Annotated in this window: 28 protein-coding genes, 1 tRNA gene and 1 pseudogene; 23 read left to right on the forward strand and 7 right to left on the reverse strand. The window is 63.4% G+C overall.

Features of this window, described 5'->3' with window-relative positions:
- Window positions 1–50: 50 nt before the first annotated feature.
- Together QPR87_RS16340 and QPR87_RS23660 are read left to right on the forward strand one after the other, a co-directional pair.
- Window positions 51–127: transfer RNA gene (locus QPR87_RS16340), tRNA-Met, on the forward strand.
- Window positions 128–332: 205 nt separating this feature from the next.
- A complete protein-coding gene (locus tag QPR87_RS23660; protein ID WP_350310459.1) occupies window positions 333–542 on the forward strand; it encodes a hypothetical protein in 210 nt (69 codons plus the stop codon).
- A gap of 156 nt (window positions 543–698) precedes the next feature.
- On the opposite strand, the pseudogene QPR87_RS16345 reads toward QPR87_RS23660, so the two are convergent.
- Window positions 699–1,736: pseudogene (locus QPR87_RS16345) on the reverse strand (recombinase family protein); the annotation flags it as partial.
- Between the two features lie 513 nt (window positions 1,737–2,249).
- Here QPR87_RS16345 and QPR87_RS16350 point away from each other — a divergent pair.
- Both QPR87_RS16350 and QPR87_RS16355 read left to right on the forward strand, forming a co-directional pair.
- Window positions 2,250–2,549 (forward strand): type II toxin-antitoxin system TacA family antitoxin, encoded by a 300-nt coding sequence (locus QPR87_RS16350; protein ID WP_179921497.1) that lies wholly within the window; start codon window positions 2,250–2,252, stop codon window positions 2,547–2,549.
- A gap of 4 nt (window positions 2,550–2,553) precedes the next feature.
- Window positions 2,554–3,063 carry a GNAT family N-acetyltransferase gene (locus QPR87_RS16355; RefSeq protein WP_179921499.1) on the forward strand — a complete coding sequence of 170 codons (510 nt, stop codon included), beginning with the start codon at window positions 2,554–2,556 and terminating at the stop codon, window positions 3,061–3,063.
- 115 nt (window positions 3,064–3,178) lie between these two features.
- Here QPR87_RS16355 and QPR87_RS16360 read toward each other — a convergent pair whose 3' ends face one another.
- Entirely contained in the window at window positions 3,179–3,838 is a 660-nt protein-coding gene (locus QPR87_RS16360) for a response regulator (RefSeq protein ID WP_148378261.1), read from the reverse strand.
- Window positions 3,835–5,991, reverse strand: a complete 2,157-nt coding sequence (locus QPR87_RS16365; protein WP_285050397.1) for a sensor histidine kinase — start codon at window positions 5,989–5,991, stop codon at window positions 3,835–3,837. The genes QPR87_RS16360 and QPR87_RS16365 overlap by 4 nt, the downstream gene beginning before the upstream one ends.
- 175 nt (window positions 5,992–6,166) lie before the next feature.
- Here QPR87_RS16365 and QPR87_RS16370 point away from each other — a divergent pair, with 175 nt between their 5' ends.
- The 7 genes from QPR87_RS16370 (at window position 6,167) to QPR87_RS16400 (ending at window position 10,463) form a co-directional block, all read left to right on the forward strand.
- Window positions 6,167–6,550: a hypothetical protein gene (locus QPR87_RS16370; RefSeq protein ID WP_285050399.1), complete on the forward strand. Its 384-nt coding sequence runs from the start codon at window positions 6,167–6,169 to the stop codon at window positions 6,548–6,550.
- A 202-nt stretch (window positions 6,551–6,752) separates the two neighbouring features.
- Window positions 6,753–7,247: a hypothetical protein gene (locus QPR87_RS16375; protein ID WP_285050401.1), complete on the forward strand. Its 495-nt coding sequence runs from the start codon at window positions 6,753–6,755 to the stop codon at window positions 7,245–7,247.
- A gap of 17 nt (window positions 7,248–7,264) precedes the next feature.
- Window positions 7,265–7,873 carry a hypothetical protein gene (locus tag QPR87_RS16380; protein WP_285050402.1) on the forward strand — a complete coding sequence of 203 codons (609 nt, stop codon included), beginning with the start codon at window positions 7,265–7,267 and terminating at the stop codon, window positions 7,871–7,873.
- 98 nt (window positions 7,874–7,971) lie between these two features.
- The gene (locus QPR87_RS16385; protein WP_285050404.1) at window positions 7,972–8,208 is read left to right on the forward strand and encodes a hypothetical protein; all 237 of its coding nucleotides are present in this window, start codon (window positions 7,972–7,974) and stop codon (window positions 8,206–8,208) included.
- 104 nt (window positions 8,209–8,312) lie between these two features.
- On the forward strand, window positions 8,313–8,603 hold the full coding sequence (locus tag QPR87_RS16390) for a hypothetical protein (RefSeq protein WP_285050406.1): 291 nt from the start codon (window positions 8,313–8,315) through the stop codon (window positions 8,601–8,603).
- Window position 8,604: 1 nt separating this feature from the next.
- Entirely contained in the window at window positions 8,605–9,027 is a 423-nt protein-coding gene (locus QPR87_RS16395; protein WP_285050408.1) for a tetratricopeptide repeat protein, read from the forward strand.
- Between the two features lie 206 nt (window positions 9,028–9,233).
- Window positions 9,234–10,463: a hypothetical protein gene (locus QPR87_RS16400; protein ID WP_285050410.1), complete on the forward strand. Its 1,230-nt coding sequence runs from the start codon at window positions 9,234–9,236 to the stop codon at window positions 10,461–10,463.
- Here QPR87_RS16400 and QPR87_RS16405 read toward each other — a convergent pair.
- The 4 genes from QPR87_RS16405 to QPR87_RS16420 are packed head-to-tail and all read right to left on the reverse strand — an operon-like array spanning window position 10,441 to window position 12,495.
- Window positions 10,441–10,938 carry a hypothetical protein gene (locus QPR87_RS16405; protein ID WP_285050412.1) on the reverse strand — a complete coding sequence of 166 codons (498 nt, stop codon included), beginning with the start codon at window positions 10,936–10,938 and terminating at the stop codon, window positions 10,441–10,443. The two genes, QPR87_RS16400 and QPR87_RS16405, sit on opposite strands and share 23 nt — an antisense overlap.
- 34 nt (window positions 10,939–10,972) lie before the next feature.
- On the reverse strand, window positions 10,973–11,452 hold the full coding sequence (locus QPR87_RS16410; RefSeq protein ID WP_285050413.1) for a hypothetical protein: 480 nt from the start codon (window positions 11,450–11,452) through the stop codon (window positions 10,973–10,975).
- A gap of 33 nt (window positions 11,453–11,485) precedes the next feature.
- Window positions 11,486–11,974, reverse strand: a complete 489-nt coding sequence (locus QPR87_RS16415) for a hypothetical protein (RefSeq protein ID WP_285050415.1) — start codon at window positions 11,972–11,974, stop codon at window positions 11,486–11,488.
- Window positions 11,971–12,495 (reverse strand): hypothetical protein, encoded by a 525-nt coding sequence (locus QPR87_RS16420; RefSeq protein ID WP_285050417.1) that lies wholly within the window; start codon window positions 12,493–12,495, stop codon window positions 11,971–11,973. Before QPR87_RS16420 ends, QPR87_RS16415 begins: the two co-directional genes overlap by 4 nt.
- 85 nt (window positions 12,496–12,580) lie before the next feature.
- Between QPR87_RS16420 and QPR87_RS16425 the strand changes: the two genes are divergently transcribed.
- From QPR87_RS16425 to QPR87_RS16480, 12 genes are all read left to right on the forward strand, one after another.
- The gene (locus QPR87_RS16425; protein WP_285050419.1) at window positions 12,581–13,894 is read left to right on the forward strand and encodes an immunity protein CdiI family protein; all 1,314 of its coding nucleotides are present in this window, start codon (window positions 12,581–12,583) and stop codon (window positions 13,892–13,894) included.
- Window positions 13,891–14,325: a hypothetical protein gene (locus tag QPR87_RS16430; RefSeq protein WP_285050421.1), complete on the forward strand. Its 435-nt coding sequence runs from the start codon at window positions 13,891–13,893 to the stop codon at window positions 14,323–14,325. The genes QPR87_RS16425 and QPR87_RS16430 overlap by 4 nt, the downstream gene beginning before the upstream one ends.
- A gap of 94 nt (window positions 14,326–14,419) precedes the next feature.
- Window positions 14,420–14,902, forward strand: coding sequence for a hypothetical protein (locus QPR87_RS16435; protein ID WP_285050423.1), 483 nt, complete (start codon window positions 14,420–14,422; stop codon window positions 14,900–14,902).
- Complete coding sequence (locus QPR87_RS16440) at window positions 14,895–15,755, forward strand: tetratricopeptide repeat protein (RefSeq protein WP_285050424.1); 861 nt, start codon at window positions 14,895–14,897, stop codon at window positions 15,753–15,755. Before QPR87_RS16435 ends, QPR87_RS16440 begins: the two co-directional genes overlap by 8 nt.
- A 72-nt stretch (window positions 15,756–15,827) precedes the next feature.
- Complete coding sequence (locus QPR87_RS16445) at window positions 15,828–17,015, forward strand: hypothetical protein (protein ID WP_285050426.1); 1,188 nt, start codon at window positions 15,828–15,830, stop codon at window positions 17,013–17,015.
- Between the two features lie 79 nt (window positions 17,016–17,094).
- Window positions 17,095–17,586: a hypothetical protein gene (locus QPR87_RS16450; protein ID WP_285050428.1), complete on the forward strand. Its 492-nt coding sequence runs from the start codon at window positions 17,095–17,097 to the stop codon at window positions 17,584–17,586.
- 23 nt (window positions 17,587–17,609) lie between these two features.
- Complete coding sequence (locus tag QPR87_RS16455) at window positions 17,610–18,035, forward strand: tetratricopeptide repeat protein (RefSeq protein WP_285050429.1); 426 nt, start codon at window positions 17,610–17,612, stop codon at window positions 18,033–18,035.
- Window positions 18,032–18,685, forward strand: coding sequence for a hypothetical protein (locus QPR87_RS16460; protein WP_285050431.1), 654 nt, complete (start codon window positions 18,032–18,034; stop codon window positions 18,683–18,685). The genes QPR87_RS16455 and QPR87_RS16460 overlap by 4 nt, the downstream gene beginning before the upstream one ends.
- Before the next feature lie 4 nt (window positions 18,686–18,689).
- A complete protein-coding gene (locus QPR87_RS16465; RefSeq protein WP_285050432.1) occupies window positions 18,690–19,418 on the forward strand; it encodes a hypothetical protein in 729 nt (242 codons plus the stop codon).
- A complete protein-coding gene (locus QPR87_RS16470) occupies window positions 19,415–20,014 on the forward strand; it encodes a hypothetical protein (RefSeq protein WP_285050434.1) in 600 nt (199 codons plus the stop codon). The genes QPR87_RS16465 and QPR87_RS16470 overlap by 4 nt, the downstream gene beginning before the upstream one ends.
- A gap of 106 nt (window positions 20,015–20,120) precedes the next feature.
- Window positions 20,121–20,609: a hypothetical protein gene (locus tag QPR87_RS16475; protein ID WP_285050436.1), complete on the forward strand. Its 489-nt coding sequence runs from the start codon at window positions 20,121–20,123 to the stop codon at window positions 20,607–20,609.
- Window positions 20,606–21,979: a hypothetical protein gene (locus QPR87_RS16480; protein WP_285050438.1), complete on the forward strand. Its 1,374-nt coding sequence runs from the start codon at window positions 20,606–20,608 to the stop codon at window positions 21,977–21,979. The genes QPR87_RS16475 and QPR87_RS16480 overlap by 4 nt, the downstream gene beginning before the upstream one ends.
- The last annotated feature ends 19 nt before the right edge of the window (window positions 21,980–21,998 follow it).

Raw genomic sequence — 21,998 nt, forward strand, 5'->3', positions numbered from 1 at the left:
GAAAATCTCTCGACGATGACAAAAAGCGCTGACAATCCAGCGCAAACGGCCGCGGGGTAGAGCAGCCCGGTAGCTCGTCAGGCTCATAACCTGAAGGTCGTAGGTTCAAATCCTACCCCCGCAACCATCTTTACTTGCAACCCCGCTGCTGACGCCGCGGGGTTTTTGCGTTGCGCGGAAATCGTAAGGATTCCAGCGAGATCGCCCTGAACGTCGATCTCCACCTTGCCGTCGACCGGGGTTAGCACGATCTGATCCACGAGCGAGCGCAGCGTGTCGGCGGCCTCGATCCGCTTACCCTCGTCTTCGTCCTGCAGGGCGTCGTAAAGCTGTTGGACCCGCTTGCGGTATTGCAGTGCCATGCTCGGGTGCAGCAGGGGAGGCGGCTCGTCGGCTTCGGCCAGGAAGTTCTTCAGTTCGGCCTTGCGGCCTTCAAGCCGCTTCATGTCTTCTACGATGGCTTCGATTGGCCCGCCGGACTTGATCGCGGTCAGCAGCTTGGCCAGCTCGCGGTCGATCTTCTCGACCTCGGCCTCGGCTGAGACGATTTCCGCGCGGCCTTCCATGCGCAGGCGGTTCATCTCCTGAGTGAAGACCTCGCAGAAATGGGCGAAGAGCTCCGGATCGACGAGTTTGGTACGCAGTGCGTTCAGCACGCGCGATTCAAGCTCGTCGCGGCGGATGTTGACCCGGTTGTCGCAGGTTCCCTTGTTGCGGGCCGTCGCACATCCGATCAGCGTCGCCGAGATCGCGGAATACCCACCGCCACAGCAGGAACATTTGGTCAGTCCCGAGAAGAGGTACTTGGGGCGGCGACGGGTATTGATTCGGGAGAGATCGGCCTCGCCGTTTTCCTTCCGTGAGATCTTGTTCTTCTCCTGCCGCGCCTTCACGGCGTTCCAGAGATCGTCATCGAGGATGCGCAGCTCCGGCGTTTCCTGGATGACCCATTCCTCTTCCGGGTTGGGGCGGGCCTGCCGCTTGCCGGTGTTCGGATCCTTGACGAAGCGCTGCCGGTTCCAGACGATCTTGCCGATATACATCTCGTTGTTGAGGATGCCGTTGCCCCGTTTTGGGTTCCCGTTGATCGTGCTGAACCCCCAGTCGCCGCCTGACGGAGCGGGAATGCCTTCCTTGTTCAGCGCGAAGGCGATGGTCTTGGCCGATTTGCCGGCGGCGTAGTCGCGGAAGATGCGGCGGACCACCTCGGCCTCGAACTCGTTGATGGTGCGATCGCCACGGATCGGTTCGCCGTTTGCATCGAGCTTTTTGACCACATCGTAGCCATAGGCGTTTCCGCCGCCCGATTTGCCTGCCTCGACCCGGCCGCGTTGTCCGCGCCGGGTCTTGTCGGCCAGATCCTTCAGGAACAGTGCATTCATCGTGCCCTTGAGGCCGACATGCAGATGCGTCACCTCGCCTTCCGACAGGGTGAACATCTTCACGTCGGCATAGGACATGCGCTTGAAGATGCCCGCGATGTCTTCCTGATCGCGAGAGAGGCGGTCCATCGCTTCGGCCAGGATCAGGTCGAAACGGCCACTCATAGCGTCGGCCATGAGCGCCTGAATGCCTGGGCGGATCAGGGAGGCGCCGGAGATCGCGTGGTCCGAATACTCCTCGACGATATGCCAACCCTGCTTCTCGGCATGGAGACGGCACATACGGAACTGGTCGGCGATGGAAGCGTCGCGTTGATTGTCGGAAGAATAGCGGGCGTAGATTGCGACTTTCAAACCATGGCTCCCATCCGTATCAGGAGGAGCGCTTCCTCCTTTGCCGTGACATCTTCACTTCCTCTGCATAGCACTCCTGCGCCGCCTGCCTCGCCAGGATGCCGACCAGACGCAGAAGGCGAGGGTCGGGATTGCCACGCGGCGTAAACGTCAGCTCCGGCGCGTCCAGCAGCAAGGATTCGATCAGCGCTTCGCGCTCTCCTCCTGTCATCTTTGCCGGGTTTCCTGGGGCTCGCAAGGTCATAACTTGCAGCATTCGCCGCGAGGGAAGCATAAGCAATGGAAATTGAAGGTGAATATTTGGCGGCAATTGGCGCGGGTGAGCGGGCTGTAGCGTAGCCCAGCGTGTCCTGGCGAGCCATGGCGTAGCAAAATAACCTATCGGAATCTCTCGCTGGCCTCGTCATTATCCGCCTCGTCGCCCCTCCTCATGAGGTCATTGACTGTTGGGGCAACCTTATCGTATTGTAATTCGCGATACAAGGCGCTATATGCCGACCAAGGAGATTCGCCATGGCTGCGACCGCCGAACGCAAGGAATACCCGATCTCGATGCGCCTGCCTGAGGCAGATGTCGCAATGATCGATCGCGCCGCAAGCCTGCGCGGCCGCTCGCGCACCGACTTCGTGCGCGACGCCGCGGTGCGTGCGGCCGAAGAGGTCGTCATGGAGCAGGGGCTGATCCGGATGAGCCCGGAAGGCTTTGCCGAGTTCATGGATGTGCTGGCGCGTCCGGCCGCTCCGGTTCCGGAGATGGTGGAAGTCCTGAAGCGGCCCGCGCCATGGGAGCCCGGCTACGTGGCGAAGCGGTAAGCTCTTGCTGCTTTCGGGTCCTGAACCGCTCTCCGCCGAACACGATGTGTCCGAGTTCGCCTGTGGCAAGCCTACGCTTGACCACTGGCTGAAGACGCGCGCCCTCTCCAATCAGCAGAAGGGCTTCACCGCCGTTCTCGTCGTGCATGAGGCTGGGCGCGTGGTCGGCTTCTACGGCCTCGCGCCCACCGGTGTGGTGCCTTCGGTTTTGCCGCGTTCGATTCGGACAGGCCAGCCGCCCAACCCGGTCCCCTGTATGCTGCTCGGCCAGCTCGCAACCGACACAGCATGGGCAGGGTTGGGTATTGGCACCGGCCTTGTGAAACACGCCCTCCAGCGCTGTGTTCAGGCCGCGTCGCTGATCGGCGGGCGGGCCTTGATGGTCAACGCCGTCGACGGGGAGGCGGCCGAGTTCTGGAGGCGGCGCGGCTTTGAGCCGTCCAGGGATGATCCCCTGGTTCTGCTTCGCTCGATCAGCGACATCGCAGCGTCGCTCGGCGAGGCTGCCGGCTGAACGGTTGGCTGGCTCCAACCGTAGCGATCCGCCATTCAAATTCGTCTTCACCCCTGAAGAAAGGCGGGATCAAGCGCGCCAATCCAAAAAAGCGCGTAGAATCCGGAACCGGACGTTATTTGCCCTTCTTGCCTGAGGCGGGCGCTTCTCCGAGGCCCAGCCTTGCCGCGTGCCAGGAGGCTTCGGCGCGCGAGGAAATACCGAGCTTGCGGTAGATGTCCTTGATATAGCCCGCCACCGTGTTTTCCGAGATGCCCAACGATTCGGCCACCTCGCCATTGCGCAGGCCGCGGCCTATCAGGCCAAGCACCTCGCGCTCGCGTCCCGTCAGATCGTCTTCAGGCGCGGCCGGGCCAGTTCTCTTGAAATGCTCCATGATCCGGCGCGCGACCGAGGGTGAGAGCGCGGGGATGCCCTCAGCCATCTGCTTGAGCTGCCGGACCAGCAGATCCTGGGGTTGTTCCTTGAGCAGATATCCCTGCGCGCCTGCCGAAAGCGCGCCCACGATGGAGGCGTCATCGCCCATTACGGTGGTGACAACACAGACAGTCTGGGGGCGCAGGAGGCGCAGATTGCGCAATACGTCGAGACCGGACCCGTCCGGCAGGCCGAGATCGATCAGCGCGACGTCGTAGTCGCGCGCCGCCGCCTGCGCGATGCCGGCGCGCATGCTCGCTGCTTCGTGAATTTCGGACTCCTCGAAAGCCGCGCTGACGATCTCGCTCAGCCAGCGGCGGGTTTCGCTCAAGTCCTCGACGATGAGTATTTTCGTCATTGTGTAATCCGTACAATATCAACGGGGAACTGCGCCTCGATACGGGTGCCCTCTGTCCCGCTTGCGACGTTGAACCGGCCACCCAGACTTGTCACTCGCGCCTGCATGTTGGCAAGCCCGTTGCCGGCCTGGACGCTGCCGGGATCGAAACCGCTGCCATTGTCGGCCACGGTCAAGGCTATGGCGTCTTCATCGAGACGAACGGCGACGCGGATCGATCTTGGCTGTCCATGCTTGAGTGCATTCTGGACAGCCTCTCGGACGACCGAGCGCACCGTATGCGCTGCAGCCAGCGGCAGGATCGCGGGTCCGGCATTCTCCACCTCCCATTTCATCTTCACGCCGGCGGCGAACAGATGTTCGGAGATCTGTGAGCGCAGATCGGCCAGCATCTCGTCAAAGGAGAGGTCGGGATTGGAGGCGTTGTTGATGATGTCGCGCAAGTCCGTCAGCGTCTCGCGGATCATCATGTCCTTGCGCGCCAGCCCCCGGCTGTGCAGCGCGCCCATCAGTTGCACTCCGATATTGTCGTGGATGTCGCGCGCGATACGCTCACGCTCCTCGGCGACACCCTTTTCATAGGCTTCGCGGCTTTCCAGCGCATTGGCGAGCATGGCCGTAAGCTCGGCCGCAAGGTCGGCGTCGCGCAGGGAAAACAGCTTTCGCCCTCCGCTCGCATAATCCAGCCGGTAGTCCGGCAGATTGCCGGGACCGGGTACGGCGAGCGCCAGGCCGTCGTCGATCAGCACTGGGGCCTCGGCATCGCCGGGTGCGATGGAGAGCGGGCGAAACGCATCTTCCAGCAGCGCTCGCCAGCGCGCTTGCTGGTCGCGCCCTGGCGGGGTGAGCGCCACGTCCATCACCTGACGAAACAAGTTTCCGCGCGACGGCTCGGCGCGACGCAACACGAGGCGGGCCAGCATGTCGCGCAGGGGCAGCCAGGCCAGAGCCACGATCAGCAGCGACAGCGCGAAGGCTGGTGCGCGTTCATCGACGATGGTGACGATCAGGATGGCATCGAGCACAAGAAGCAGAAGCACGCCGACAACATAAAAGAGAATGCGGAAGGCCCATTCGTCGAGCTGGAACAAACGATAGCGGGCGACCCCGAGCGCAACCCCCACATAGACCAGCAGGAAGAACAGGAACGCCTCGCCCTGCGAGACGAAGGCGCCGATGCCCAGAACATTCGGCGCGATGACCGTAGCGACGAAAGCGCCCGCGCCGACGACCACCGCCAGCCCGAGCCAGGCGAGCGCCGCACGGTCGCGCGGGTGCCCGCGCGTGACCTTGAACTGGATGGCGACCAGAACGACGATGGCCAGCATGGCGAGCACGACCGCCAGATGGAAACCCAAGCCTGGCCCGTCCGCCAGTTGCAGGATATCCACGACCTGCCACGCGCCGAGAATAACGGCAGGAAAAGCAAGCCAATTGGGTGACACCAACCTTCGGGGATAGACGAGAAACAGCCCGATCATGCCCACACCGAATGTAAGCGCCCCAATGTGGTTGAAAGTTGAAAGAACACTAAACAGCCTGCCCGGAAGCGCCAGCTCCCGCGTGGAATAGACGGCGGCCGGAAAGGCCGAAATCATCAGCCCCGCACCTGCGAGCAACAGGAAGCGTGTCGCCCATTCGCCCCGCCTCAGTGCCCATATCCACGCCCCGATCCAGAAACCCGCCAGCCCCACGCCGATCTGCATCCAGAAGGCTGGCGGCAGGCTTGTCGCTGGCCGCTGGCTGGGGGGCAGCACTTCATCCCGTCGCGGGATCGACAGATGTTCCGTCTCGATCGCCACCGGCTTCATACCCAGTGCTTCGGCGATTGCATTCTGCCGGGCAAAGAAGGCTCGCATGGCTGCGTAGCTCGCAAGTGCGTCCGGTTCCTCGATGAGGTCTTGAGGCCCGATCTCGATCCGCTCGCCATCCCGCCCCGTGATCGCGACCAGAACGCTGGACGGTGCGATCGCTTGCGAAGGACCGTTCGGATCGACGCGGTCGATCCAGGCGAGATCGAGTTCGGTGTGAGGGGTAACGCCGAGGCCCATCCACCGCTGATTCGTCGCCATACCGAGCACGAGCCATGCGAGGATCACGCTCAGTGCGACCGCGGCCGAAAGCAGAACTTGGGGCGTGAAGCGGGCCGACAAGGGTGCGCGTCTCCTCTTTGTGCGAAGATCCGGCGGTGGCGCCGCGCGCCTCTATCCGCCTGTTGCACGCACCCTATGGAGCGCCCCCGGCCTCGTGACCCCCCTGACCAGGGGGGTGCGGCCATACGCGTGCGCGCCTAGTCCTTTCCGCAGGGAAGAAAAAGGGGAGTAACCAATGATGCGGAATTGGATCGCGATGCTGGCCATGCTGGCATTTGCATTGCCGGCGCCGGCGTTGGCATCAATGGCACCGGCGCGTCACGTTAACGATTTCGACTGCGCGGTCTCCTACTGGCTGCATGGCGCGGTTCAGGTCGCCGAGCAGCAGGCCGCGCTGGAGCGGGCCAGTCTGGCTTTCGGCCAGTACCTGTTTGTGGAAGAAGCCATTTTCTACGATGTCGATGACCCTGCCGTTGTCGAGCGTTGGGAATTGGTGGTGGCCGAGGGCAAAGCGCGCGGCCAACGCATCAAGCAGGGGCAGGAAACCGTGGACAACCTGAAGAGCGATCTCGCCGTCTGTGAGGCAAGGTACGGCTTCGCCCAATCTGGGGAACAGTAGGCGCGTGGAACAGGCATTCGAAAGCGAAATCGACGCCTTCCTTGCCGACATTCAGGCCTGCGACGCCCGCTACGGCCTTGCCCCGACCCCGACACCCTGGCGGGATTGATACCCCCCTGAACAGGGGGGTGCGCGGATGCAGGCACAGTCCGATCCTTATGCGACAGATGGATCCATCACATCAGTTCCGCAGGAGGACCCCATGAAAGCGAAACCCGCCATTCTCGCCCTTGCCATGTCCGCGATGCTGGGCTTTCCGGCTTCCGCGCAGATCCCCGCCACCGGCGAGGGAATCGGCGGCATCTACGCCGGGAGCTATCTGTGCGAAGACGGCGAACACGGCGTCGTGCTCGATATCGCGGTCAGCGAAATCGAGGGACGAACGGAGTTGCGCGTCAATGGTACTCTGGGCATCGTTCCCGTTCTCGCCGGCGCGAATGGCGAGTTTGCGGACGTTGCGGGCAGTTTCACGATCTCAGGGTTTCTCCTGACAGAGCCGCGCGGCGCCAACACTGCCGGCTATCTCCAGTTCCAGCGCGAAGAGTGGCTGCTCGAGCCCGAGGGGTACGGCTCAGCCAACTTCCGTGGCCAGTTGAACCGGCGCGACGACGGGTTGTGGCAGATCACCGGCACGCCCCTGGCCGGGCCGACATCGGAATTCTGCTCCGATCTGATCGCCACCCGGTTCCTGCCGTAAACGGGGGGATTGGCGCGATGACCAACGCCCGCGAACAGAGCCAGCACGGCCATGCCTTCCGCCCCGGCCCGTTTCACCAGCGACGTGCCTACTGGCTGGACGGGGCCATGCTGCATTGGCGTATCGGTTCCAGCGAGGGTCACGTGGCGCTCACCGATATCGCGTCCATGCGACTCAACCTGGCCGAAGGCACCAACTCGGCGGCGCGCTGCGTACTGGTGGAGAAGACCGGTCGGGTTCACAAGCTCAATGATCTCTACTGGCCGCGCTGGACGAAGGGAGTACGCCGTTACTGGGGTCGGCTCCAGCGGCGCGATGCCACCTTCCGAGGCCTGACCTTCACCCTGGCGCGGCGGCTGAAGAAAGCCAACCCCGAAGTCATTGTCCAAACCGGACCTGGCCGGGGCGAATGGCTCGCCAGCTGCATCATGGCTGTGCTCGCCGTCGCCATTGTCATCGTAGGGCTCGTGCTGATGGTTGTTCACGGCAGGTTTGAGCCCGCCGCCGCAGCCTTCATGGCCCTCGCGGCGATCTACCTGCCCATACTATGGCCGGTCATCCGCTCCGGCGGCCCAAAACCGCTCGACCTGGAAACCCTGCACAACGCCAACCCGCCACCCGATTGAGTGGATTGTTGACTTGGCGTTCCGTCCCCCCTGAACAGGGGGGAGAACCATCTGCGCATCCCTGGCACGATGACTCAAGGTCCAGAATGGAGGGAACAATGACACGAATCCTGATTTCAACGCTGCTTGTCGGCGCGACACTTCTCACTGCCGGTTGCGCCAACAGCGTTCTCAACGATCCCGAGGAGATGGCCCGGCGTCATGCCGAAGTCGCGCGGAATCAGGCCGCCTGGAACAAGTTCTGGAGTAGCGGAACGTCGGTCGGCGGCAGCAGCACCGCATCAAGCTCGACAAGCAGCGGCTCGTCCGGGTCATCATCTTCTGTCAAGACCTAGGAGCCGCGCAGGTGCTACCAGACATCGAGCACGCACCAGACATGTTTCGACTGACCGGACAAGGATCTCCAGCCTCCTCCGCCAGCGCGAAAACATGGAGTATGATGTCCGGCGCCCTGCTGGTTGCTTCTATTTTCATCGTCATGCCCGCGCATGCCCAACTTCCCTTCACGCTGAAGGATTGCTTGGCCGATCGGGACGAGGACGCCAAGCTCCATATCTGCTCGATCATGTCCGGTACCGAGGAGGAAAAGGCGTTGGGCGCGGTCGAAGCGTCGCGCGTCCTGCGCGCGCGGCGAATACGATGCGGCCCTCGCTCTGGTGACGGGCCTGTGGCCCGGCGTGTCGCGCGACGCGGAATTGGGGCACATCTGGTTCGAACAGGGCGATCATAGGATGGCCGATTTTCACTTCGAGATGGCGCTCGAATACGGGCTCGACCCCGATCGGCAGACACGCGAGCGCATGGTCATTGCAGCGCATATGCATGGCGAGGAATTGCAGTATTCGAGCGAGAATTTCCCCGGCGCCATCAGCGCCTATTCCCGCGCGCTCGCGCTCAATCCCGACCATGCGCCGGCATTGCTCGGCCTGGCCGAGGCCCTGCAAAGGCTGGACCGACACGAAGAGGCGCTCGCCGATCTCGACCGGGCGATCGCGCTCGGCGCGGATTGGACAGGCTATCTTCTGCGCGCCCGCTCGCGCCGGGCGCTCGGCGATATGCCGGGCGCCATCGCCGATTTCCGGCAGGTTCTCGAGGAGAACCCCGAGCATTTGGGCGCGCGCCAGGCTCTAGCTGAGATGACCGCACGGCCGTGACGCGCAAAACGGAGAAACCTGCCATGACCTTGCGCAGAAAGATCGCCCTGGCCGCTCTTGTCGTACTGGGCGTCCTGCTGGCAGGGGTCGCACTGCTGGGCTTCTGCGATGTCTACCAGAACCACGTCGCGAGAGATTGCGGTGCGGATTGCGGCACTCCGCCTCCCAGCGGAACTGTTCGGGGCGGCTTTTGAAGCATGGCAGGGGTGAGCGATCGCTATGAACACCATTTCCATGAGTACTCCGTCGAACAATACGACAATCTGCTGACGCTGGCGCGCTATCTGGTCGTCAATGCCGGGACAATCGATGCCGCTGGCGGTCTGCTGTTCGATCGCGCCTATATGCTGGATTTCGAGCCGATGCCCGAGGGTATTGCCGCTCATCCCCCGGCCGCCATGCCGCCGCTGGCCTATGGGCCGCTGGCAGGCATCGCGGCGCTGCCCGGCGAGGATTGGCAAGACTATTGCCAGCGCGCTTTCGGCATCGAGATTTTACCATACGACCCCTTCTGCCTGTGGCTGCAATCGCCGCTCTGGGCCAGGACCGAACCGAGCGCCTTGGGAGCGGCATTGAGGATCGTCTATGTGCTGGATCTCGGCGTGCCGCACGATCATGTCGAGATTTCCATGGGCCAGGCCCATACCAATTATGACCGCAGCGGTTTTCTGTGGGACAAACTCGATCCGTCTGCCGAACTCTTCAAAGCCGGAATTCGCAGGCCGATCCGAGAATGGCCCGAATGGATCGGCGCGCCCACGCTCAACGCACGCCGTGCCGCGATCCCGCTCAATGCGGACAATCTGCGCCAGACGCTGATCGAACACGGGATCGCCCGGCCCGAGGACATTGCGGGCGTGAGCCAAGAGGAAATCCGCCAGCTCGAATTCACCTTCGGCGCGTCGCCGCGCAGCTACCGCGATGTGCTTTCCCTGATCGGCCATCGTGCCGGGCGGCTGGTGGACGACCGCGAACTCCAGATCTACGCCGATCAATTGCCCGAGGTGAACCGCATGGGACGTGAAAGGCGCGCGGATTGGGAGGCGGAGGGTGGCGACCCCATCCCCGACGACGCAATCTTCATCGGCGCGCGCTATGGCATGTCGCCCTGGTTCATCCTGCAGGACAGCCGCGCCCACCACCCCCCTCGCGGGGATTCCCCGGTCTTTTTGTTCGATACGGACACGGGAAAGGTCACACAGGTCTCGATCAGCGTCTGGGGCTGGGTCGAGGGGCTAGTCCGTGATGCCGAAATCTTTATCGCCGAGGGCATCCCCGAGAAGAACGCCCGCCGGGGCCACCGGACGGAACTTCCGCCCCTGGCGATGAAGTACAAGCAGCAAGCGCAAAGGGATCGCAATATCACCATCGCCATGATGGCGGGCGCAGTGCTGCTCGGTGTAACCCTTTACCTCATCTATCGCCTGACGACCTGACCGGCACGAACATCTGTCGCGCGAGCCAGGCGCAGGCCAGCGCAGCCATCAGGTGGCCCAGTGCCAACCAGAGGTAATCGTGGTTGTCGAGCGACAGCGGCTCCCGTCCTCCGAAATGCGGCGGCCCCATGATACCGAGCCGCAGGCCGAGCGCCGCGAGGGCGCAAAGCACAGCGCCCCAGTACGAAATAGCGCCGGTGCGGCGATGCCAGAATCCCATGACAAGGCCGGTAACCAGAGCCTGAGGGGCGCCGAGAACATAAGCGATGATCACTCCGAAAGCGAAGATGAAGCCGAACGCCTTGAGCGGGGACCCGATCTGCATCAGTTCCGGCAATTCGCCGAAGCTGAGCATGATCGGGATAATGGCCCCGATGAGCGGCCCCATGAGCGCGAACAGCGCCACGATGCCGGCAAAGCGTTTCCAGGAAGGCTGGTGCCACTGATCCGGCCCTGGAATTGGTTCAGTCGCCACTGCTTCCCTTTCCCGGTTTCAGAAATGCCAGGCGCTACCGGAATATCCGGCGCGCAGCCCAGGTGCAGAGGATCGTGGCGCCGATATAGGCGGGGAGCATCCCGCTTGTTCGGCTCAGCGTGACTCCATCGGCTGCAAATCGGTCACCCGCGTAAAGTAGCGGGACAAGCCAAACGACGAATGCTGCCCCACCGGCCGCCAACCAAGAGATTGTCCTGAACCGCCATTCCCAAAGCGCGGCGACCAAGCCGACCACGGCGGCTGCCGGAAAGCCGATCGAATAGGCATTCGGCACGCCGAAAAACATGCCGATCACGGCAATCTTCAGCAGTTCCAATACGCCCCCGGCCAAGTCGCTGATCGATGCCGGCGTTCCAGAGACTATCCCAAGCAGGACGAACCAGAGCAGAAAGGTCGCCAGACCGGCCAAGGGACCCGTCGCGGCGAAAAATGCGACAATTCCCACCGAGCCGTCCCAGTGGCTCTTGTCCTGCCCGCCTTTGACCTTTTCCACGATTTCCTCTCGCCTGTCGCCGGAATTGTCCGGCTACCGGAAGATCCGGCGCGCGATCCAGGTGCCGACAGCCGGCGCCAGCACATGCGCGGCAAGCAGCGCTCCGATCCATTGCACCAATCCTTGCGGTGGCACGACGGCGGTGGCTGCCAGCGACATCAGCAGCCAGAATGCGAGCGCGGCAACCAATGACATTCTCCACGAAATCCCGCCCTTGCGCCGGTCCCGGAACGCAACGACAAGCCCGACGTCAGCCGCCGATACGATCCCGTAGGCGTAGGCAAGGATCGCCGAGACAATGGTGCCGACCAACATGCCGCCCACGAACCGCCGGGCGATGTCATCGAAATTGCCAATCGCGATTTCGACGCCCACGGCATAGACGGTGAAAAGCCCGGTTACGCCGATCGCGCCCACCAGCGGTCCAAGCAAGGCATAAATGGCGACGATTCCGGCAAATCGCCCCCAGGATTGCGAACCGGGCCGAGGCCGGCCCGCCACGGTTTGGCTTTGCGTGTTCATTGGTTTTTCCCCATTTCGGAAGTGTTCGACACCGCTGGACGACCGAAGATCGCTCGCGCGAGGAGCCAGCACAGCCCGGCTGCGGCCATGTGGGACAACAGGATCGCGATCTGCGCGGCGCGTTCACCTTCCGACGCGGAGACGAGACCTGCCGACCGCAACGCTGCCAGAACGCCCAGCACCAGGGCGGCTCCGAGCGCGACGTAGAGTGAAATACTTCCCGTGCGCGCATCCCACGCAGCAATCGCAAGTCCGACCAGCGCTGCCGGGGCGGTGCCGACGATGTAGGAAATGGGCAGGCCGAACACGATGCCGAGCAGCATCACCCCCACGGCGAAACGGCCCTGATCCAGCCAACCGTCCGCGGCGAGACCCGAACCGAGGCCCAAAGCGGCAAGGAGAAGCGTAACCGCCAAGGCTCCGACCGGTGGGCCGAGCGCCACAAACACGGCGACGATGCCGACGAAGCGGCCGATGGAGGGCTGGGGCTTGCTGTCCTGGACCTGTCCAATATCTGTCATGCTGGCAGATTGAACGCCGGCTGGAAGGGCCGCACCCCCCCGTTCAGGGGGGTGTGGGATCGCCGGACATCCATACGCTCACGCCATGTCGGAGAGCTTTGCCAGCATCGTCACCGTGATCGCCTTCGCTGCCGGTCTTTTCTATGCGGCGGGCGGGCTCGTGCATATGCGTGCCCTGGTCATGGGCACGATGGTCGACAGCCTGCTCGCCGCGCTCGGAGACGGTGACGCCGGCAAGGAGCGTCGGCGCACGCGGATCATGACCCTCGGCGCAGCGCTGACCTTTGCCTCCGGGCTCTCGCTGGTGGCGATGTCGCGCTGGACGCTGCCGATCTTCGCCGTCAACGCAGCGCTTCAGGGCGCATACCTCCTCTGGGCGGCCCGGGCCTTCCCGCCGCGGGACCACAACGAGCGGCGGGGACGGCGCAGCACCGTTCGCGCTTTCCTCATCTATCTCGTGGCATTGGGCTTCGTGGTTGCGCTCGACCGGCTTGGCCTGTGGCGCATATGGTTCGAGCCTGCCCTTGTTGAGCTTGCGATCATCGTTGCATCGACACTCGCGGTTTCATGGTTTTTCCGGCGCGGCCTGCGCGCTCCGGGCAAGGTGGCTGTCCCGATGCACGCACCCGCCCCGCGGGCGGAAGCACCCGCCTCGCAGCCTGAAGCCCAGGACTCGCTGCCTCCGGAACGGTTGAGGCTGGCCCCTGAGTATCACTGTTCTCCCCTGTGGGATGACGAGCGCGGAAACATGCTCCTGCCCGGTGATCTGGCGTTGAGCCCCGAACTGGTGGCGCGGATAAACGCATGGGACGAGGGATTTCAGGCGACCTATCGCGAGGACAACCCGCTCGGCGCCGTTTTCCCGGATGTCGCGGCGGAACGTGCCTGGGTACGGGAAGGCTACGCCATCGCCGGCGATCTCGGGCGCGAATGGCCCGGACCACTCAGCGTGCAGATCTCCGCCCTCGACATGCTGATGCGCGATGCCCGGCACGATCTTTCACCATTGAGCCCGATGCCCGAAGATCGGGGGCAATGGATCGGGGAGCTTTGCGGCGTTGCGGAGATCGAGGCGGCGATCGAAAGGCTCGACGCGCTCTCGCGTGAAAGGGATGAACTGCCGGACTGGGATGGGGACAGCCGCGACGACATCGCCCGGACCCAGGAGCTGTTCCAGCGCATCCTCGCCCACGTTCCCGCGCGCTATATCGAGGATGTCGCTGCCGGGCTCGAAAGCCCGCAATGGGGCACGCGCGTCTATGTCGCGGGCGCGCTGGCCGGCCACGAGCACGCGATTGCGCTGCCGATCCTGCGCCATGCGCTGGCGCGCGAGAAAGACGAAACCGCCCGCCAACTGATCGCCATGACTCTGGCCAACGCCGAAAGCGAGGGACGATGACACGAAGCATATCCAACCGCATCGCCTGTCTCGCGCTGGCTCTCGCGGCCATGAGCGCGCCGGTTGCGCTGGCCCAGGACTTCTCGCCCTATTTCAAGACGACCGGCAGGGGCGCCTACGACCTGTATAACGACACAGTCCTCTGCAGCGCGGTGCTTGAGCGGGCGCTTGAGGCCGAGCCGGAGAGCGAACAGCTTCCGCTGCTTGAAAAGGGCATCGACTACACGGTCAATTTCGCGCTGTTCCTGCTCGAAACCGGCGATGTGGTCGATATGAGCGGGGCGATCCTCGCGCCAGACAACCTGCCCATCGACCGGCGCAATGCCCGCGCCGACTGGCAGGCCGTGCTCATTTCGCTCGAGGACGAGGGCGAGACCCCGGACGCCGAGATCGCCCGCTGCCTTCGCCTCTACGGGCATGACTGGGAATAGGCGCGTCTGCCTCCTACCCCCCTGAACAGGGGGGTGAGTGCAGTTCCGGCGGCCGATAACGTGCCGGCATGGTTTCGCAGACTGGAGGCTGGAGATGCGATTTCCTGGTTTGAGTATCGTCGCCACGGCCGCAATTGCAGCCGCCCTGTCTGCTCCTGCTGCGGCGCAGGAGTGGCATGCACGAGAAACCCCACTCATATCTGAGTCCGGCGCGTTATGTCTCATCAGCTCAGGGGAAGCGCTTCCGCATGTCGCGTTCACCTTCGAGCGGGAGAGGACCCGTTTCGGCCTCATTGCAGACGCGTTCTTTGACCGCAACGACATTCGCGAATATCACGGCACACTGCCGTCTGGCGCGTCATTAAGGCTAAGCTTGGGTAGCGATCCGTCATCGCCAGCCGCCGTGCTGGACATTGCCAACCGAGAAACCGGCCTGCGATTCCTTGAGCATTTCTTGGTCTCGGGCGATTTTTCCCTCACAGGCAATGGCGTCCACATCGAGATTCCTGCCTTGCCCAGCGCATCCAGCGAAATGGAGAACCTTCACCATTGCCTGAGGGAACTCGACAATGGCTGATCGTTCCTTCCGCTCGTTAACAGCGCTGTCCATCGGCGTTCTGCTCTCGGTCCTTCTTTCCGCCGCCCCCGCCTTCGCCCAGAACTTCGAGGACGGCCGCGCCGCCGCACAACAGGGCGATCCAGCTACAGCCATCGCGATCTGGACGCCATTGGCCGAGGCAGGCGATCCGGAAGCGCAGTACTGGCTGGCGGAATCCTTCTGGGGCGGATGGTGGGGCGTGCCCGAGAATCTCGAGCGAAGGGCCTTCTGGCATATGCAGGCCGCCGGGCAAGGCCATGTCCCGTCCTACGTGCAGTTAGGCCGGATGTACGAATTGGGGCATCACTTCGCGCAGGACGATCTCGCAGCCGTTGAGTGGTACACCCGCGCCGCCGAGGCCGGAAACGCGGATGGCCAATATGCGCTGGCCTTTTTCTATCAGGACGGTCGCGGCGCAGCACAAGATCTCGAACGGGCGCATGTCCTTTGGGAGACCGCCACCTTGCAGGGCCACGAAGGCGCAAGGCACGAGCTGTGTGAGAGATCTGGCCGCTTCTGCAATACTTGCGTCGCTGATCCCCAGACGTTCGAGATACGGCAATTACGGGGAAGCGACCCGATGTCATTTCTTGAGCAACAGGAGCTCATGACCGCCTCGTGGGCCTGGGACGATAACATCACCATCGAAGGAAAAACCTACAGGAAGTCTGGTCTGCCGCAGGTCCGCACCTTCGATGTACTCGAGTTCTTCGCCTTCAAGGACAAGGTGCCGTTCATGATCGAAACCGGAGATGGATCCGAGCCCAGCGTTATCTGGGCACTCTACAAGGGCATGACCTGCGAGGTGCAACCTTATCGGCTCGTCTTCTGAGCACTGACTTGGCGGCTCGAGCCTCCGTTCCGGGCCGAACTACAGGACCATTCACAACAAGAGGCTCTTGCGATGTTCAGTGTGGCCCCACGTGCGGCGATTATCGCGGCCTGCTCGCTTACCTTGTCGCTCGCCGCCGCACCGGCGCTTGCCGGCACGGTGACGCTCCAGTCCATGCAGTTCTCGGCCGGCAAGCCGGTGCCGCATCTCCACTACGAAGGCGAGGTCGTTGAGGGCGATCTGGAGCGGATTGCGGCCGCGGTCAGCCAGTATGTCGATTGCGACCCCAAAACGCTGCCCGATACGGGCGGGAACTGCGCCGTCATCACCATGACCAGCGAGGGCGGCAACTATGTCGAAGGATTGCGGATCGCGCATTTCTTCCGCGAGAACGCCATCGCCACCTGGGTGAAGACCGGCTCGTATTGCTATTCAGCCTGCGCTTTCGCCTTTCTCGGCGGTTCAGGCCATTCGTCCTGGCACGCGACGGGCGACTATATCGACCGCACCATCGAGCCGGGGGGCACGCTGGGCTTTCACGCGCCCTATGTTGTGGCGGACTCCCTTGGCGAGCTCGTCGCTCAATACGGCGTCCAGGAGGTGTTGGGCGCATCGCGGGAAAACATCGCCCTGATGATCGACCAGCTCGTCTACTGGAATGTCGATGACGGCGTTCTCTCACGCATCACCAGTATGGGCGCCGACGAGGCCTATACCGCGTCCACCGCGCAGGATCTCTATCTGCTGCGCACCGGCTTGCCGGACGCGCCGCGCCGTCTGTGGGCGCCCGACCCGGCCGAGGCGCTGCGCAATGCCTGCATGCGGCTGCTCGCCCATCATGAAGATGTCTGGCCCTATGACGTGCGCGATCGGCTTGCCGGCGAGATCGCTTACAATATCGGCACCGACGATCGCGGCTGGGCGCTGTCGGGATACCAGCTGACCGGCAATCCCGGCGGGCTGACCGTCAGCTACTGCGCCATCCACACCAGCGATGCACATCTTGGCGCCAATGCCGACATCGCGCTCTATTACGGCCCCGGCGTCGAAGGCCATATGCGCCCGGCGCTGACTTTCTTCCACCGGCCCGAGGGCTGGTCCACGCTGGGAACCGGCGGCACGGCCGCCCAACGCATTTTCCAGAAGGGCGGGATTGGCCACTTCTTCCTGCCGCCCGAGGCCGAGCTTGGCGGCGCCCACGCCCTGACCTGGCGGCTGGTGGGCGAGGATTTTCTGAAAACCGGCCGGTTGGGGCAATGAACCCCCTGAACAGGGGGGTGAGTGGCCGGCACGCTCCGGCTAGCGTGCGGGCATTCTTTTGCGGATTGGGGGGATAAGGATGCGCATTTCAGCGTTCGTTGCTGGGTTCAAAGCCACGTCAATTGCTAGCTTTGCTCTTGCGCTGCTCGGCGTCCTGCCAGCGCACGGCCAAGGCTGGGACAGCATGGCCGACCCCCAACAAAACAGTCTCGGCCACTCCTATTGCATGCTCTGGCAAGGTGACAGTCGGCCGATGATGCAATTCACCATCAGGGACGATGGGGCCCACTTTGTCGTCGTCGCTGCAAACGAATTTTCGGCGGTACCGCAAAACGGTGAGGCAACATTCCGCGTTCCTTCCGGCGAAATCATCATCCTCAAATACGCCGTTCCCCAGTCCGGCGTGATCCTGACGAGCTTCACTCAGTCCGCGTTCGCGCAATTTCTGCATCATTTCGAGAGGCCGGGCGAATTCTACATTTCCGTCGACGGAAAGCGCGTCGACTTCACCGCAACCGAAACAGCGCCGATGATTGCCACGCTTTGGCAATGTGCGGCTGCGCTTGAGTGACCCGAGCAATGTGGAACATGCCTATGGCAAACCGAATTCTGATCGCCATCCTCACGACCCTTTGCCTGTCGTCCACCCAAGCTGCGGCGCAGGATTTCGCCCGTGGACTTGCTGCCTATGACAGCGGTGACTACGAAACCGCGCTCGCCAATATTCACCCTCTTGCAGAGTTGGGAGGCATGGCGGCTCAATACCAACTCGGGCTGATGTATGCTGGTGGTCACGGGGTCGAGCAGGATCATGTTCAGGCCGTGCATTGGTTTGGCAAGGCGGCTGAGCAGGGCAATCCTGATGCGCAGTACGAACTGGCGATCGCTATCAATAATGGCCTGGGCATCGAAAAAGATCTTGAGCTGTCATACCGGTGGCTCTGTACAGCTGCACTGAACGGCCATGAGGCGGCGGACGAGTTGGCATGGGACATGAACGTACTCTGTGTGGCAGAATGAGGTACATCTCTCTGATCCTCGCATTTGCTGCACTCCTCCAAGCATCCGCTCAAGCCGCGCCGCCGGATAGCGAGGCATTCGTCGCGGCCTTCGGCGAAGTCTGCATCCCTGAGCGGCTCAGCTACAAGGGTACGCTCGCCCTGGCCGAAGATCTCGGCTGGCGACACGTCGTGCCCGGAGAGAATGCCGACTATGACCGCTTCATTGCCTATTCCGACGCCCTTCTGGCTGGGGAGGTCGCGGAGGACCCGGACTTAATCGAGGAAACGGGCAACGCGTGGTTCACCCGCGAGATTGGTGGGCGGCCGCATCTTCTGGCGGTCAGCTACCAGCTGTCGCAATATCTCGATGCACTGGGCTGCTATCTCTACGATTTCGCTGCGACCGCTCCAATCGACCCGGAGCCGGTGACGCGGCTGCTTAGCCAGCCCATCGCCCACACCACCGATGGCGGCGATCCATTCTACGCCGTCGATCCGGCCGTTCTCGTCACCACCGTCTGGGGGCCGTCGCCCCGCCTGCCGCGCACACTCGACACATACCTGACCTTCATCCCCCAAGGCAGCGAGGTGGCCGCGCAGACGGGCTTCACCGGGCTGATGCTCAAATTCTCGACCTCGCTGCCCGACCGCGAGGAGTGGCAAGAATGAGCCGGTGCCATTTTCGCTTCGCGATGCGCTGCCCATCCCTGACATTCCTTGGTCGGGTGATGGGCGCGTTCGTCAGTTCAACGAAACGCAATTAAGCGTCGTGCAATCACGAGAGCAGCAAATGGGGCAAGAATTTTCCTATCGACCTGCGCCGCTGGGAAGGGCGGTGAAGATCAGCATCGGGCCGAACCGGATCACTGCGAGAGGGCTCTGGTCGGTTGATCTCTCGGATCTCGATCAGGCGGCCTTCGTTCATACGCGCCTTGGCGGCAATCAGATGATCCGACTTGATCTTTACACCGGCAATGGCCGTCATTCGGTGTCATATAATGGGAGCATGGCGGGGATGGAAGCCAATGAAGATGCGCGGCAGCACCGCGCTGCCATGATTGCCACATTGCACGCGCTTTCGAGGGTTCGTCCCGAAATGCGGGTTGCACTCGGGGCGGTGCAAGGTGCCCGCTGGGGAATGTTCGCGGTCGGCGCCGGAGCCGTCCTGCTTGGGGCTGGTCTCTTGGTCGCCGCCGTCGCCACCGGGGTGTCGGGTGACCGGCTCGTTGCGGCAGCCACGCCGGTCGTTCTGCTGCTGACGCTTGGTGTTTTTCTGATCGCAAGCTACGGGTCGTGGCGTGACCGCCCCCAAATCGATCCGGTGGACCTTGCCAACACGCTCGCAGAAACGGCAACAGGATCACCTACACCACGCTCCGCGCCAGACGAGCGGTCACAATGAACCGCCTGATCTCGACATTGACCGTCATTCTGTTTCCCGTCGCTGCAATGGCCCAGACGCCGGTAGTTGGCCCCGCAACCTGCGAGGCCGAGCGGGCCGTCTATGAAATGACCGCCCCCGATACCGACGAGGTCTGGCGCATCGGGCTCGTTCCGGCCCGCAACATGGCCTCCATCGCCTCCGATCTTTATCTCAAGCTCACCACGCCGCAGCGCGACTACTGGTTCACCTTCTCCGTCTCCCAGGGCTATTCCGGCATATCCGTCTTTCCCGTCACCGACCCCTATGCGGATAGCGGCCCACGCGACCTGCTCGGCCCGCCCTTCGGCGCCAACGCCGATGGTGTCACCGATCGCGACATCCTGGGCGCCCTGCGCTTTCTCACGCTCGACGCCGAACTCAACATTGCGTTCGAGCCTCCCATGAGCGGCGAGGAGGCGCCGCCTTACATCATGCTGCCCGAGATCGGCCGCGCACTCTGGTATGATGCCGCGGCGCTGACCGACGATGAAACTGCCGACCGCGATCCGATGCCGCGCGGCGTGTTCAGGCGCACGGGGTGCCTGGTCGCTCCGCATCCGACAGCCCGGCCATGAGGTGGAACTCTGCCGAAGCGCGAAGGGATGGAAACCGGTGGCGATAGGTGGGTGCAAACCGGGTGACAGGTCGCCGCCGCCGGTTCCGCCATACTGGTTCGATGGCATGACAGGCGGAGAGACGCCGCCCGGCATCGCCGCCGCCGCCGCGCTCGACGATTTCGCAGATGCGCTGGGCAATGCCCCGCGCTGGCTGCTGGAAACGGGCGGCGGCGGCGCGACAACGCTACGGATTTGCGCGCACCGCCAGGGGGAACGCCTCGAAATCCTGGCAGAGCTGGCCGGCGGGCCTGTGCAGATTGTCCTTGAACCGCACGCTTCGGGCTGGCTGTCGATTGCCGCTGTGTGTAGCGGCCAAGAGGTCTTTCGCGCCTGGCTCGACCGCCCCTATGAAGAATACGAGTTCTGGCCCGAAGGAGCGGCGATCCCAGCAGGCAGGACGATCGATCCACCGGGGCGCATCGGCAAGCGGCGCAACTGGATCAACCTCTCGGCAGCGGCATGGCCGCAATTGGCACGATTCGCCAATGCGGCCGGCATCGTGGCGGCAATTGAAGCGGAAGCGCAGACGATGGGAAGGCCCGACAGCCCATGACGATGGCAAGGTATGGGCGCTCGATACGCACCGCATTGGCCACCGCCGCGATGCTGGCGCTTTCCGGCTGCTACGAGACGCAGCTCCCGATCGTCACCCAGCAGAACGCCCACGCCAGCCCAGTGATACCGGACGGCCGATATTGCGAGATGACTTTCGAGGATGCCCGCCCGGTCACGGGGATTGGTCAGTGCATCACCCTGACCTGGGTGGACGGAGCCAATGGCTGGCGCACCGACACTCTTCTGCTTCCGGGCGACGAGCACGGTGTTTCCATACGCGCCCGCAAGCTGGGTCACGGAAACGATGCGGTCGGCCTCAGCGGCTTCTTCATGTTGCAAGCCGGCCCGCAACCACGTCAGGTCACTATAGGCGGGCGCACGGTTCCAGTCGCAACGGCCCGCCTGATGGCGGTGCTGAGACGAGGTGACACGTTCGCCGTTATCGACAGACATCTCCCGCAAGCTCCCGTCATCGAGCGCGCGCACGAGCAGGGTATCGGCCTCGCGCCAGGCGAGATCAGGCTGACCATCCCGTCCGTCAACGCTTTGTCCTCTGAGAGGAGGGCAGACCTCGTCGGCGCCTGGCTGGCGCGCGAACTGGCCCACGAGGTCCATGCCGCCGCCTTTCCCGGGGCGGAGCCGGAAAGGAATGCGATCCGAATCTTCGTCCCTGGCGACGTCGCCGACAGGGAGGGGCCGGATGGGCTGGCCGCGCGCGCCCGGACGATGCTCGATGCGGTGGTGTTCGAGGCTGGTGTTCTCAATCAGGCGCTGGGTCTCGGCCTTCCGCCGGCCCGGATCGACCCCGACATACTCAATCGGACGACACCGTCAGTATCGCCCGCGCCTTCCTCTGCACCCGCAGCGCCCGCGGCGCCAGGGACGCCCGCCCCGCCATCACCGGCGCAACCCGAACCTCCTGCCCTCGCTGCGGCTGTCCATGCGGCTGTCCAAGAGCACTATGACAAGTATCGGCATTGTATGGGCTTGCTGGACGGCGCCCGGTCATATGCAACCATTCTGTCAGTGTATCTGGGAGACATGGCAAGGGAAGCGCGCTGGGCCGGTCACGCGGCGACAGCCGCCGATTTGGAAGGGCTGAGGGAGACGGCAGATAATGAAGCGGCCGTGCTCGCCACACTCCAGGCGCATTGGGAAGATCTGGGCGAACGATTCGAGGCCCTCGGGGCAGACCGGCAAGTGGGCGAAATCAGCTTCCTTCTCGGCAAGACCGAGTTCAGCATACCCAACCAGGACCGCTTATGGTCCGGTGGTGGGGAATTGAGCGCCGCCATTCGAAAATTGCGGACCAACAGAGACGCCGTGATGGCCTGCTTCAGTTCAATCCGCGACCCGTCCGCGCGGTAATCACGGCCAGGACGTCCCA

It is taken from the genome of Paracoccus sp. SSJ (assembly GCF_030234105.1).
Taxonomy (GTDB): domain Bacteria; phylum Pseudomonadota; class Alphaproteobacteria; order Rhodobacterales; family Rhodobacteraceae; genus Paracoccus; species Paracoccus denitrificans.

Coding starts and splice junctions, on each gene's coding strand:
- QPR87_RS16370 (WP_285050399.1), top strand. CDS start 6,167: ATGATGCGGAATTGGATCGCGATGCTGGCCATGCTGGCATTTGCATTG.
- QPR87_RS16375 (WP_285050401.1), top strand. CDS start 6,753: ATGAAAGCGAAACCCGCCATTCTCGCCCTTGCCATGTCCGCGATGCTG.
- QPR87_RS16360 (WP_148378261.1), bottom strand. CDS start 3,838: ATGACGAAAATACTCATCGTCGAGGACTTGAGCGAAACCCGCCGCTGG.
- QPR87_RS16415 (WP_285050415.1), bottom strand. CDS start 11,974: ATGAACACGCAAAGCCAAACCGTGGCGGGCCGGCCTCGGCCCGGTTCG.
- QPR87_RS16350 (WP_179921497.1), top strand. CDS start 2,250: ATGGCTGCGACCGCCGAACGCAAGGAATACCCGATCTCGATGCGCCTG.
- QPR87_RS16480 (WP_285050438.1), top strand. CDS start 20,606: ATGACGATGGCAAGGTATGGGCGCTCGATACGCACCGCATTGGCCACC.
- QPR87_RS16420 (WP_285050417.1), bottom strand. CDS start 12,495: ATGACAGATATTGGACAGGTCCAGGACAGCAAGCCCCAGCCCTCCATC.
- QPR87_RS16435 (WP_285050423.1), top strand. CDS start 14,420: ATGCGATTTCCTGGTTTGAGTATCGTCGCCACGGCCGCAATTGCAGCC.
- QPR87_RS16385 (WP_285050404.1), top strand. CDS start 7,972: ATGACACGAATCCTGATTTCAACGCTGCTTGTCGGCGCGACACTTCTC.
- QPR87_RS16395 (WP_285050408.1), top strand. CDS start 8,605: ATGGCCGATTTTCACTTCGAGATGGCGCTCGAATACGGGCTCGACCCC.
- QPR87_RS16450 (WP_285050428.1), top strand. CDS start 17,095: ATGCGCATTTCAGCGTTCGTTGCTGGGTTCAAAGCCACGTCAATTGCT.
- QPR87_RS16430 (WP_285050421.1), top strand. CDS start 13,891: ATGACACGAAGCATATCCAACCGCATCGCCTGTCTCGCGCTGGCTCTC.
- QPR87_RS16425 (WP_285050419.1), top strand. CDS start 12,581: ATGTCGGAGAGCTTTGCCAGCATCGTCACCGTGATCGCCTTCGCTGCC.
- QPR87_RS16460 (WP_285050431.1), top strand. CDS start 18,032: ATGAGGTACATCTCTCTGATCCTCGCATTTGCTGCACTCCTCCAAGCA.
- QPR87_RS16390 (WP_285050406.1), top strand. CDS start 8,313: ATGTCCGGCGCCCTGCTGGTTGCTTCTATTTTCATCGTCATGCCCGCG.
- QPR87_RS16440 (WP_285050424.1), top strand. CDS start 14,895: ATGGCTGATCGTTCCTTCCGCTCGTTAACAGCGCTGTCCATCGGCGTT.
- QPR87_RS16475 (WP_285050436.1), top strand. CDS start 20,121: ATGACAGGCGGAGAGACGCCGCCCGGCATCGCCGCCGCCGCCGCGCTC.
- QPR87_RS16445 (WP_285050426.1), top strand. CDS start 15,828: ATGTTCAGTGTGGCCCCACGTGCGGCGATTATCGCGGCCTGCTCGCTT.
- QPR87_RS16455 (WP_285050429.1), top strand. CDS start 17,610: ATGGCAAACCGAATTCTGATCGCCATCCTCACGACCCTTTGCCTGTCG.
- QPR87_RS16470 (WP_285050434.1), top strand. CDS start 19,415: ATGAACCGCCTGATCTCGACATTGACCGTCATTCTGTTTCCCGTCGCT.
- QPR87_RS16380 (WP_285050402.1), top strand. CDS start 7,265: ATGACCAACGCCCGCGAACAGAGCCAGCACGGCCATGCCTTCCGCCCC.